At 37.6% G+C, this 13198-nt stretch carries 9 protein-coding genes and 1 riboswitch; of the genes, 7 read left to right on the top strand and 2 right to left on the bottom strand.

Annotated features, from left to right (window positions below):
- Positions 1-178: 178 nt before the first annotated feature.
- Positions 179-286, bottom strand: a riboswitch (SAM riboswitch).
- A gap of 83 nt (positions 287-369) precedes the next feature.
- Positions 370-678 carry an AzlD domain-containing protein gene (locus AMD00_RS14645; protein ID WP_053417744.1) on the bottom strand — a complete coding sequence of 103 codons (309 nt, stop codon included), beginning with the start codon at positions 676-678 and terminating at the stop codon, positions 370-372.
- Positions 678-1385: an AzlC family ABC transporter permease gene (locus tag AMD00_RS14640; protein WP_083446238.1), complete on the bottom strand. Its 708-nt coding sequence runs from the start codon at positions 1383-1385 to the stop codon at positions 678-680. The genes AMD00_RS14645 and AMD00_RS14640 overlap by 1 nt, the downstream gene beginning before the upstream one ends.
- Before the next feature lie 71 nt (positions 1386-1456).
- On the opposite strand from AMD00_RS14640, the gene AMD00_RS14635 reads away from it, so the two are divergent.
- The 7 genes from AMD00_RS14635 (at position 1457) to AMD00_RS14605 (ending at position 12708) form a co-directional block, all read left to right on the top strand.
- Positions 1457-2011 (top strand): helix-turn-helix domain-containing protein, encoded by a 555-nt coding sequence (locus AMD00_RS14635; protein WP_053417742.1) that lies wholly within the window; start codon positions 1457-1459, stop codon positions 2009-2011.
- A gap of 69 nt (positions 2012-2080) precedes the next feature.
- Positions 2081-2701, top strand: a complete 621-nt coding sequence (locus AMD00_RS14630) for a TVP38/TMEM64 family protein (protein WP_053417741.1) — start codon at positions 2081-2083, stop codon at positions 2699-2701.
- Between the two features lie 133 nt (positions 2702-2834).
- Positions 2835-6377: a helicase-exonuclease AddAB subunit AddB gene (gene addB / locus AMD00_RS14625; protein WP_053417740.1), complete on the top strand. Its 3543-nt coding sequence runs from the start codon at positions 2835-2837 to the stop codon at positions 6375-6377.
- On the top strand, positions 6334-10056 hold the full coding sequence (gene addA / locus AMD00_RS14620) for a helicase-exonuclease AddAB subunit AddA (protein ID WP_053417739.1): 3723 nt from the start codon (positions 6334-6336) through the stop codon (positions 10054-10056). Before addB ends, addA begins: the two co-directional genes overlap by 44 nt.
- 12 nt (positions 10057-10068) lie before the next feature.
- Entirely contained in the window at positions 10069-11259 is a 1191-nt protein-coding gene (locus AMD00_RS14615; RefSeq protein ID WP_245639527.1) for a DUF418 domain-containing protein, read from the top strand.
- 40 nt (positions 11260-11299) lie between these two features.
- Positions 11300-12202, top strand: a complete 903-nt coding sequence (locus AMD00_RS14610) for a fumarylacetoacetate hydrolase family protein (protein ID WP_053417738.1) — start codon at positions 11300-11302, stop codon at positions 12200-12202.
- A gap of 131 nt (positions 12203-12333) precedes the next feature.
- Positions 12334-12708 carry a YisL family protein gene (locus tag AMD00_RS14605; RefSeq protein WP_053417737.1) on the top strand — a complete coding sequence of 125 codons (375 nt, stop codon included), beginning with the start codon at positions 12334-12336 and terminating at the stop codon, positions 12706-12708.
- Positions 12709-13198 lie beyond the last annotated feature (490 nt).

Here is a 13198-nt window from a genome sequence, read left to right as displayed (position 1 = left end):
TATGACTGTACTCGAATGAGAGTGAATGATTAGATTATCTCGCAAATGGGCGATACTCAAATGAGAGTTTCTTAGCAGACAATTGATATCATCAACTTTCTTTATTGAACGAAAAGAGCCTATTGCTCCTTTACCAGAAAGAAAACAATAGGCTCTCAAATATATACGAACCATCTCGTTCTCATCTTTCAAGCAAATGATGCTTGTAGGAATTGGCACAGTGTTCATACGTGAATCTGTTGCCGAGACTTCATAGGGCCTGTCCCTCAGTCTCTCTGGATAAGAAAGTGATATTACTATGTAATTGTTGTAAGAATTATATATTACTATATACTTCATTGGGAGAAAAGTCAAATAATTTTAAAAAAATCAAAAAAACAAACTGTAAATTGATAAAATAGCAATAGAACCAATTACAACAATAATCACATTAGCGCCTGCAAGTGCGATGGCAAAAGCAGTTACAGTTCCTACTAAGCCGAATAAAATATCGCCTTCTTTAATCAGCAATATTGCTGGGAAGATCATTGCACCTAAGATTGCGTAAGGAATATTTTGTAAAACTCCTGAAATAATAGGGGGTAATTCTTTGCCCTCTAAAAAAGTTAACGGAATTGCGCGTGGAATATAAGTCACAAGTGCCATACCAATAAGCATCCACCAGTACCAAGAACCCATTACACAAAGCCCCCTTTACGTTTTGCACGATTTGCGTAAACAATTTCAACTGTTATTGAAGAAACCAGAGCAGCAACTAATAATGCCCAGCCAGTTGATAAAATTTGTGTCCAGTAGAAAAAGCAATTAATAACTGCAGCGAGTAAAGCGAGCATAACTACTTTGCGATTACCCTTCATAGAAGGAACTAACAGGCCGACGAACATAGCATATAGAGCAATCCCCATAGCTACTTGCAAAAATGCTGGTAAATTTGCACCTATTAAATGACCGACTGCTGTGAAAACAACCCAACTCCCATATGCAATGAGCATTACACCGACACCAAATGAAGTAGGTAGCTTTTCTTCTTTTCGTGTTGCAAGTACAGAAAAAGATTCATCAGTTACCCAAAAAGCATAGATGGATTTTTTCCATTTTTTTTCGGATTGCATCTTTTCATTAAGTGATGCCGTCATTAAAAAGTGACGGATATTGACGACAAAAGTATTAAGGACAATCAGTAAAGGATCTGTCCCTGTTGTCAATAAATTTAAAGCTATATACTGTGAAGCCCCAGCATAAACGAGTATACTCATAGCCGTTGCTTCAAGCATTGACAGACCAGTTGTTTTTGCGAGCAAACCAAATGTCAGTGCAATTGGAAAGTAGCCGATCGCAATACTAGAACCTGCCTTCATACCAGCTGAAAAGCCAAGTTTTTTCATGTGTAGGTCCTCCATTGAAATGTTTAATAAAGTATACAACTGTATGATAAAATATACAAGAGGTGAAATTTATGGAAGAAATAAGCCGTAATTTAGGGAAACAATTGAAGAAAATCCGTCATCAACGCTTGCTTAGCTTAGATGATATGGCTAAATTAACTGATGTTAGTAAAGGTCAGTTAGCACAAATGGAAAAAGGAGAATCCAATCCAACTGTGTCGACGATGTGGAAAATTGCTACCGGTTTACGAATTTCATTTTCAACGTTATTACAACCACCGAAGGAGCAATTTTTAAAAATAAATAGTGCAGAAATGCCATTTGTCACTGAGAACGAAGGAAAATATCGAGTATATTCAATTATTCCTTATGACCCTGAACGGGGTTGGGAACTCTTTAAAGTAGAAATGGATCCTGGATGTAGTCATAAGAGTGATGCACATACTGATGGTGTAGAAGAAACTATAACGGCTATAAAAGGACAAGTAGTTGTCGAAACTGGTGATATGAGTGAAACCTTAAATGTTGGTGAAACGCTCGTATTTAAAGGACATCAAATTCATCAATATACGAATACAGCAGATGAAATGACTGTCCTGCACTTTATTTTACAATATAAACAGTAACTTTTAAGTAGCGCTCATTTCTCAATTGGGATGCCGACAAGACGCTATTTTTTAGAGAGGGAGAAACATATGCCTGACTGGTTAACGTTAGAAAATTTTCATGCATTAGCAAAAGAATATCGATTATTTGGCACGCTTTTAGGTATATTCCTACCATTTGTTGAAGCTTTCCTACCATTTCTCCCACTAGCCGCATTTGTCGTCGCAAATGCCAGTGCATATGGACTCTGGATTGGTTTTCTACTTTCTTGGAGCGGAGCTGTGTTAGGTTCTTATTGTGTATTTTTGATCGTACGAAAATATGGGCAAAGTCGATTATTGAACTACGTGACAAATCGTGCTACGGTGAAAAGATTAATACATTGGGTTGAAATGAAAGGGTTTACTCCATTATTTCTATTACTATGTTTTCCTTTTACACCATCAGCGCTCGTTAATATTGTTGCAGGCTTATCTAATTTAAAGCGCCATCATTACTTATTTACAGTAATGGCTTCAAAACTTGTTATGATATTCGTTATTAGCTGGATTGGCTCAGATTTAAGAGCCTTGATAACAGATCCTATTCGTACTGGTATAATCATAATATTGATAGGAATTATGTGGTGGGGCGGAAAAATGGTTGAAGGACACTTAAATGCAAAAGTAGAAGAAGATATGAGAAAAGCTTCCCGAATGAATAAAAAGTGAAGTAATTTGCCACTGTTCTATTTTTAATATAAAATAGGAACAAATGTTCTTTCGGTAAGGGTCTACATATTTTTGAACATAAAAAGTAAAAGTGGTTAGAATTTTTATCGTGATTAAAAGAGGGGGAGTTAGAATGTCGCTGCGTATCGTTTCTGGAAGGTCAGGATCTGGAAAATCGACGCTTATTCATCATGAAATAGTTGATATTATAAAGGAACAGCCGATAGGAGCACCAATATTCCTGCTTGTTCCAGACCAAATGTCATTTTCTTCTGAATATGATTTAACACATCGCTATGGTGTATCAGGGCTTATTCGAGCGCAGGTTACGACGTTTAAGCGTTTAGCATGGCGCGTTTTGCAAGAAACTGGTGGCATTAGCCGACAAGAGATTAATGGCTTTGGCTATCGAATGCTAATCAAACGTTTGTTAGAGGATAATAAAGAACAGTTTTCATTGTTCCGTCAAGCAGCTGGAAAACGAGGTTTTACAGATGAGATGGAAACTTTGTTAAAGGAATTTAATCGCTATAGTTTAGATAGCAAAACATTAGAACTGCTTCTATCAGATTTTGAAGGTATGAATGCGCCGCAAACATTGCGTGATAAGGCACATGATCTTCAGTTACTATTGTCAGCTTTAGAAGAGCGATTAGGTACTACATATATTGATAGTGAAGGTTATTTTCCCTTGCTAACAGCACAGCTAAAGGATTCGGATATTATTCAATCTGCGGATATTTATATTGATGGATTTACAGCATTCACAACACGAGAATTTGAACTAGTGCAAGAATTATTAAAAGTAGCGCGTCGAGTAACGATTGTTTTACCTATGGAGTCAGATGCTGATGCAGACGATGAACAAGCGTTATTTTATCAATCCGCTCGGACAAGTGTACGCTTAAAAGAATTAGCATTTGAAGAAGGTATTGAAGTAGAGCCAACAGTACATTGTCAAACAACATTCCGTTTTCAAAATAATGATTTGAAATGTATCGAAGAAAAGTTTGATTCACGTTCACATGAAGAAGCAACGTGCAACTCATCGGATGATTTTGAGGTTATTGAAGCAGTCAATCGTCGTGCAGAAGTACATGCGATTGCAAGGAAAATAAGAGAGTTTATGCAAAATGACGCAATTCGCTATCGTGAAATGGCTATTTTGTATCGCCAGGCAGATGTTTATGATCCACTGTTTGCGACAATTTTCCCTCAATACGATATTCCTGTTTTCGTAAGTCAAAAAAAACCAATGCTTCATCATCCGTTAATTGAACTAAGTCGCTCGGCTCTGGAGGCTATCCAATCTGATTGGAAGTACGAGCCTATTTTCCGTGCAGTTAAAACGGATCTGTTTTTCCCGGTAGATGCAGATTTACAAGTTTGGCGGGAGCGCGCAGACCGTCTAGAAAACTTTGTTATATCACAAGGGATCTATAGTGAGCGCTGGTTTGATGAGAATCGTTGGCTATATAAAAAATATCGTGGACTGGAATTTTTAACAAAAAATCAAACAGATGAAGAGCGCGCCTTCCAACAAGAAATTGAAGCAGCGCGTAGTAAAGTAAGAGAACCTTTAAAAGAGTTAGAAAATCAATTAGCTAGCTGTAAAACGGGGCGTGACATCGCAACAGCGCTGTTTAAATTTATTGAAAATCTAGAAGTTTATGAAAAACTACAAGCTTTAAAAGATAAAGAAATAGACAAAGGCCAACTGTTAGCTGCAAGTGAACATGAACAAGCGTGGAATCAATGGGTAGACGTACTTGATCAGTTCGTCATGATGTTTGGTGAACAAGAAATGACGCTAGAAGAAGCGCTGCACACGTTAGAAGAAGGGTTCGATACATTAGAATTTTCACGTATCCCACCGTCATTAGATCAAGTAACCATTGCAACAGCAGATTTGTCTCGTTTAACGAATATGAAAGCAGTTTTTGTAATCGGTATGAATGAAGGTGTATATCCGCAAAGAATGGACCATGAAGGATTACTTTCGGATGCAGAACGTGAATGGTTTATGCAACTTGGGATGGAGCTGGCACCAACTTCTAAAACGAGATTGTTAGAAGAATCATTCATTACTTATAGAGCCTTAACCATGGCTTCTGAAAAGCTCGTTGTTAGTTATGCCATTGCGGATGAGGAAAGTAAGGCATTATTACCATCTCTATATGTGAAGAAGTTACAGCAACTTATTCCCAATGCACCATTTACAAGAGCGTTAATAGATCCAACAGAGGCTTTATCAGAGCTCTCGAATCTCCCTTATATTAACCACCCTAATACGTCTTTAGCTTATTTAATGATGCAACTTAGACAAGTAGAGCATGGAAAAGAGCTGACACCCGAATGGCGTGCTTTACAGGCGTATTATGAAGAGGATCCTTATTGGTCGGATATTCTAGAGCGTTTAATGCGCCCATTAAAAGTGCTGAATAAAGCAGAACAACTTACACCTGATATTACTGATGCATTGTATGGTTCAACTCTTACCTCAAGTGTTTCACGTATTGAGAAGTTCTATGGTTGTCCATTTTCGCATTTTTCAACTTATGGTTTACGTCTTGAGGAGCGTCCGGAATATCGACTTGAAACACCGACAATCGGAGACTTATTCCATGCAGCGCTAAAATGGATTTCAGAGGAAACTCATGAGAAGAATCTAAAATGGGGTCAGTTGACGCATGAGCAATGTGCTGATTTAGCAAAACGAGCAGTAGATAAGATTTCTCCACTGTTGTATCACCAAATACTAATGAGTACATCTCGTTATCGTTACATTCAACGAAAACTGACATTGATCGTACAAAGAACGATGCTTTCTTTAAGTCAACATGCACGTGTATCAAACTTCAAACCGATTGCTTTAGAAGCTGCATTTGGACCGGGGGAACCCTTACCACCATTAATGATCAAATTAGATGGAGGTAAGAAAATGCAAATGCGCGGTCGAATTGACCGAGTAGATGCAACTACAATCAATGATAAACCATATATTCGCGTTGTAGATTATAAATCTTCTGCGAAAAAGCTAGATTTAAATGATGTGTATTATGGTCTATCTTTACAAATGTTAACTTATTTAGATGTTGCTGTTGAGAATTCGGAAGCCTGGTTACCGTTGCATTCAGAAGCTGGTGGTGTGTTATATATACATGTCCACAATCCAATGTTAAAGCCACATGATAATTTGGATGGCCAACAAGCGGAGATGGAGCGATTAAAAGAATTTAAGATGAAGGGTCTTTTATTAGATGATCGAGAGACCTTGATTGATATGGATGAGGCACTTGAAGAAGGGGGCCATTCACAAGTAGTACCAGTTTATGTAGGTAAGAAGGATGGTACCGTTTCACCGAAAATGTCTTCTGTTATCTCGACACAGGATATGGGGCATCTCCGAAATTTTGTACGACACAAGCATCAACAGGCTGGTGAGGGCATTTTAGCAGGTCATACCGATATAAGTCCATACCGTATGAAAACACGTACAGCTTGCGAGTATTGTTCATTTAAGAGCGTATGTCAGTTTGATACAACAGATGCCAATCAACATTATCGATACTTACAACCAATCGGTAAAAAAGAAGATGTTATTGAGCAAATTCGAAAGGAGACTAAAGCAGATGAAGGAAATTCCTTTGAAGCCGGCGACAGCAACTTGGACTGATGAGCAGTGGAAAGCAATTTGGACTACTGGACAAGATACTTTAGTTTCGGCAGCAGCGGGCTCAGGGAAAACAGCCGTATTGATCAATCGTATGATTGAAAAGGTTATCTCATCGGATAATCCAATAGATGTTGATGAGTTGTTAGTCGTAACATTTACCAATGCGTCTGCAGCTGAAATGCGTCATCGTATGGCAGAAGCACTTGAAAAAGCGATTACCAATCAGCCAGAATCAAAACATCTTAGAAGACAATTAAGTTTATTAAATAAAGCACAAATTTCTACATTACACTCATTTTGTTTAAATATTGTTCGACAATATGCTTATCTATTAGACATTGATCCAGGCTTCCGTATTGCAAATGATACTGAAGCAGCACTTTTAAAAGATGATACGTTAGCAGAAGTACTAGAAGAAGCTTATAACAGTGACCAAGTTGACGATGTATATCGATTAGTTGATAGTTTTACATCTGACCGTGATGACCAAGCAATTGAGACATTAATTGAAAAATTATACGAAATGTCACGTGTTAATCCAGAGCCGATGAAATGGCTAGAATCACTACCAGATCAATATGACCTTGAAGGTATTACATCAATTGATGAGTTGCCAATTAGTAAAATAATTAAGCGTTCGGTTAGTCATGCTATTGAAGCTGCCTACGCGCTTATTAAAGATATGCGAGAGTTAAGCCTAGAACCAAACGGCCCGTCAGCTTATGGTGAAACAGCTGAGAAGGATTTTATTTTATTAACTGAAGCACGTGCATTTCTACACGAACGTTCATGGGAAGAGGCATATGAATATTTTAATGCAGTTAGCTGGGCTAGAATTTCTACGAAGAAGATGGATTGTGATTTAGAATTAAAAGCTTTAGCTCAAAACAAACGTAAGCAAGCAAAGGAATTATTTGATACGGCTAAAAAACAATATTTCACAAGAAGACCAGAACGATTGCTAGAAGAGATTCGTTTAATGAAGCCAATACTTTTAACACTAGTGAAAATTGCTGCAAGTTTCAGTGAAAAATATGCAGCTGCAAAAAATGAAAAAGGTCTTGTAGATTTCTCTGACTTAGAGCATTTTGCTCTGCAAATTCTAACGGATGAAAAAGACGGAGAACTTGTTCCATCAGCTGTAGCACTTAGCTATAGAGAAAAGTTCAATGAAGTACTTGTTGATGAATATCAAGATACTAATAGGCTTCAAGAAACCATTTTACAGCTAGTGAAAAGTGGTGGGGAAGCAGATGGCAATATGTTTATGGTTGGTGATGTGAAACAATCTATTTACCGATTCAGATTGGCAGAGCCGACACTGTTTTTAAACAAATATTTGGCGTTTGAAGAAGAACCAACAAATACAGGTATGAAAATTGACTTAAATGCAAACTTCCGAAGTCGTCAAGAAGTATTGCACGGTACAAACTATATTTTCTCACAGATAATGGGCGAAGAAGTCGGAGAAATCAAATACGATGAAGCAGCAGCATTAAAACCACAAGCTCCTTATAATGAAAAAGATGCCCCTATTGAATTGACAGTTTTATATACAGATCAAACTGAAGAGGAAGAGTCTAAAGAAACTGATGATGGTGAAGCGGGTGTCAGTTCTGAACTACAAGCTGAAGAAGAATTAAAAAAATCTCAGCAAGAGGCACGCTATATAATTGAGAAAATAAAGCAATTAATGGATTCTGGACAAATGGTTTATGATACAAAAAAAGGCACCGAACGACCTTTAGAATATCGTGATATTGTCATTTTAATGCGCTCGATGACTTGGTCAGGTGATTTAGCAGAAGAGTTTAAGCTAGCAGGGATTCCGTTATATGCAGAGTTGTCTAAAGGATATTTTGAAGCCCTTGAAGTAATGATAATGATAAATACGTTGAGAATTATTGATAACCCATATCAAGATATTCCATTAGCTTCTGTATTAAGAGCGCCATTTGTTGGATTAACGGAGAATGAGCTAGCGAAAATTCGTTTAGCTGACCCGAAAGCACCCTTTTATGATGCTTTGAAACAATTTGTACGCATCGAAGGTACGGGTCTAAAATCTAGTACTGCTGAAAAGTTACAACGTTTCTTACTGCACTTTGAAGATTGGCGTGATTTAGCTCGTAGGGGTTCCCTAGCAGACTTAATTTGGCGAGTATATATTGATACGAATTATTATGAAATGGTTGGTGCAATGCCTAACGGCAAACAGCGTCAAGCAAATTTACGTGCACTTCATGATCGTGCGTTATCGTATGAAAAAACATCATTCCGAGGGCTTTTCAGATTTTTGAGATTCGTAGATCGTATGAGATTACGTGGAGATGATTTAGGAACTGCACGCGCTATTAGCGAAACGGAAAATGTTGTACGTTTAATGACAATACATTCATCTAAAGGATTAGAGTTCCCTTATGTTTTTGTAGCTGGATTAGGCCGAGAGTTCAACAAAATGGATTTTAATTTGCCGTATTTATTCGACCAACAATTTGGTTTGGCGGTGAAAATGATTGATCCTGAGAAACGTATTCAATATACCTCTTTGCCATTCCTTGCGATGCAGGAGAAAAAGAAGCTTGAGTTAAAGGCAGAAGAGATGCGTGTTCTTTATGTTGCGATGACACGTGCAAAAGAACATCTTTATCTAGTTGGTACAGTGAAAAACTGGGATAAGACAAAAGCTGTTTGGGAAGATGCAAAACTATTACCTGCAGGTGAAATGCTACCTGATCATGTTCGAGCTTTAGCAAAAAGCTATTTAGATTGGATTGGTCCAGCTCTAGCTAGACACCCAGACTATGACCGATGTCTAAATGATGAAACTCAGTTCGCTACTAACGAATTATCAAGATGGAAAGTTCAAGTGATAGGTGCAGAACATTTTAAAGCTCCATTAGAAGTGGCGGAAATAGAGGAAGAGGTTATTGAGGATACGAAAAAATCTACTCTTGTTGATGAGGGTTTATTAACAACTATCAAAAAGCGTTTTGATACAGCATATGTGTACGATAGAGCGATAGCAAAACGCTCTAAAACATCTGTTAGTGAACTAAAACGTCTGCAAACTTTAGAACAATCCGAGCAACCTGAATTTTTTTGGAATGCGCCTAAAAAACAACAGCAAGTGGCAAAAAGACCTAGCTTTTTACAACAACGTTCGTTAACTGCAGCTGAAATTGGAACAGCAATGCATACGGTAATGCAACATATACCGCAGTCAGGCTTGCATTCAATTGAAGAGGTTGATGTGTTTGTGCAAGGACTTGTTGACCGTCAACTTTTGACGAAGGAAGAGGGAGCAGCTGTGCATGCACCTAAAATTGTAGGCTTCTTTGCAACACCTGCGGGTCAGCGCTTTATGAATGCAGTGGAACTTTATCGAGAAACGCCATTTACTTTTAGTATTATTGATGACGACGGTGACTCCCAAATCGTACAAGGGATTGTCGATTGTCTATTTAAAGACGCAGATGGTAATTGGATTCTACTGGACTATAAAACCGACCGAATTAAAGAAACGATGAAAACAGATGAAGGCTTACAAAAGGAAATGAAAGAACGTTACGATGTACAGTTGACGCTATATAAAAAGGCGATAGAAGAGACTTTAAAAATCAACGTTGCAGAAAAATTAATATATGCATTTGACGCACAGCGCTCAATTGAATTATAGGAGGAAAAGCTTTTGAATTTAACACCAACACCTATGCAAAAAAGGATTGAAACGCTTGATATTATACGGGGTTTTAGTTTGCTAGGTATTTTTTTAGTAAATATGTTTGCATTTAGTACACCTTCGCCACATATTGATTTAAAAACTTGGTTCGAGTCGCCACTAGATAAACAATATCATCAGTGGCTAGATATTTTTGTGCAAGGAAGCTTTTATCCACTATTTTCAATGTTATTTGGATACGGTTTAGCGATGCAATTTACGAAAGCAACCCAGTTAGGTGATAACTTCTATAAGATTGGATCGAAGCGTTTAGGTGTGTTATTTGGCATTGGTGTGTTACATGCCTTTCTCATTTGGTGGGGAGACATTCTAATGACGTATGCATTTTGTGGTTTCTTTTTATTAATACTGTTACGTTTGAAACCAGTTTGGTTAATAACAATTGGTGGCGTATTATATGGAATTGTCCATGGCTTTTTAGTGGTATTAATGGGATTAGTGTCCTTAGTGGAAGAGTCCACTGATTATTCAGAGTTTGTTGATATAGCAGCTATCGAAAGTGCAATCGCTGCATACGGTTCCGGTTCGTGGACAGAGGCTTTCATGCAGCGTCTAGCAGATTTACAAGTACAGGCATCCCCGAGTATGTGGATTGTGGCGTTGTTTACGATTTTACCTTATATGTTATTAGGGGCTGCTGCATCAAAATGGCAACTAGTTGAACGTGCAAAGGAAAAACGAGTATTTTGGATTACTTTAACTGTTATTACTATACCGGTTGGAGTTGCACTTAAAATGTTGCCATATAATTTAGAACGAAATTATTTCCTTGATTATGTACAAGTTTCTTTCGGTGGTCCAATACTAGCGATAGGGTATGCGGGTCTAATCGTCCTATTATGTCAAATTCCTAAATTCACAAAAATATTGTCGCCTGTTGCAAAGGCAGGACGCATGTCGATGACAATATATTTAATGCAGTCTATTATTGGAACATTCATTTTCTATCACTATGGATTAGGATTATATGGTAAAATCGGTGTCGATACCGTTACGTGGTTAGCTGTCGGGATTTTTGTTCTGCAGATAGTATTTGCTGAGCTTTGGTTCCTGAAATTTAAGCAAGGACCGGTTGAAGCAGTGTGGAAACGACTAACTTACGGAAAAATGTTACAGAAAAAAGAGGAAATTACTCGATAATTAATGTATCATTGAAAAAAAAGAAGGAGTGCCAATATTCATGAAAATTTTATCATTTCGTTATAACGATGTAGTAAGTTTTGGTCCGAAAGTAAAAAAAGAAGAAGCTGTATGGGATGTTTTAGCAATCCAAGAAGCTCTTCAAGTACTACCTTCTTTCGCTACAACAATTGTAGAGGGGATGACAGCTGGTTTCGAATTTGTAGAACAATCTCGTAAACTTGTAGAAGCTGCACAGAATTCAGAAAACCCAGAGCAATTTAAATATGCATTTACGGATATTGAGTGGTTAGCACCAATTCCACGTACAACGAAAAATATTATTTGTGTTGGTAAAAACTATCAAGATCACGCCAAAGAAATGGGCGCTGAATCTGCTCCAGAAAATTTAATGATCTTTACAAAAGCACCAACTTCAATTGCTGCAGATGGGCAAACAATCTCTGCACATGCAGACGTCACTTCAGCACTTGATTATGAAGGTGAATTAGCAGTTGTTATTGGTAAAAAGGGTAAGAACATCCCTACAAAACTAGCGTATGATTATGTATTTGGTTATACAATTGCCAATGACATTACTGCACGTGATTTACAAGCAAAACATAAGCAATTCTTCTTAGGAAAGAGCCTAGATGGCGCTTGTCCAATGGGGCCATACTTAGTAACAAAAGATGAAATTCCAAATCCACATTCTTTATCTATCGTTACAAAAGTGAATGATGAAATTCGTCAAAATGGTTCAACAAAAGATATGATCTTCACGATTGAAGAAATCATTTCTGAGATTTCTAGATTAGTAACTTTAGAGCCTGGTGACGTGATTTTAACGGGTACTCCAGCTGGCGTTGGTAAAGGTATGAACCCACCAACATACTTAGCATCTGGTGATGTAGTAAAAGTTTCAATAGAGGGTATTGGAACTCTAGTAAACCGCTTCGAATAAGCTTTTTAGCATTTTATAGATAATACTACAGACCGATGGATGATTTTCCATCGGTCTGTTATATTTGTATAGTTTTCCACCTCGTGATAGGATATTAATGATTATTAAAACTATATAAGGTGGGATAATTAATGGATTTTTTAGCTAGCACCCATTTACACATTACAACTTGGGTAATCGCAATTATCTTGTTCCTAGTTTCTGCTGCTATGCAAAGTGGTACTAAAGGACAAAAAGTAACGCATATGATTTTACGAGTATTCTATATTTTAATCATCATTACTGGTGGCGCATTATTCGCGGATGGTATGCATTTTAATATGGGTATGCTTTATGGCTTTAAACTTATTGGTGGTATTTTAGTTATCGGTATGATGGAAATGGTTTTAGTGAGAAAAGCAAAAGGCAAACCAACAACTATGTTCTGGATTCTATTTGCAGTATTCTTATTAATCACTATGTTCCTAGGATTTAAATTACCAATGGGTATGCATTTCTTAGCTTAATAACTGGCATGAGAAACAGCCACATGACGATTTTCGTTGTGTGGTTTTTTTTTGTTAGATAAAGATGGTGTTTTATTAGAGTAATTCGTACTTTTAGGACGTGAATATTCTGCTAAATAACAATGAAGGCAGTTAGCGCAACAAACATCGGCTTTAGCGCAATAATCAAAGGAGATAGCGCAACAAACAGGGATTTGCGCTTTCGGTATGTCATACTGGGAAAAATATAGGTAATTACTGGGTGGTTAATGCTTTTAGGACGTGAATATTCTGCTAAATAACAAAGAGGGCAGTTAGCGCAACAAAGGAGCCGTTTAGCGCAACAAACGATGAAGTTAGTGCAACAAAGGAGCCACTTAGCGCAACAATCAAAGGAGTTAGTGCAACAAACAGGAAATCCCACCTTCAGCATCTAAGATATCCAGCTTCAAGCGCTAGACTCTCGGGTCGTTTCGGTCTCTCGGCATAAGACAAAAAGCGTCTTGTGTTC

Source organism: Viridibacillus arvi (genome assembly GCF_001274945.1).
GTDB lineage: Bacteria > Bacillota > Bacilli > Bacillales_A > Planococcaceae > Viridibacillus > Viridibacillus arvi.
This window is presented reverse-complemented; position numbering and strand designations above follow the sequence as displayed.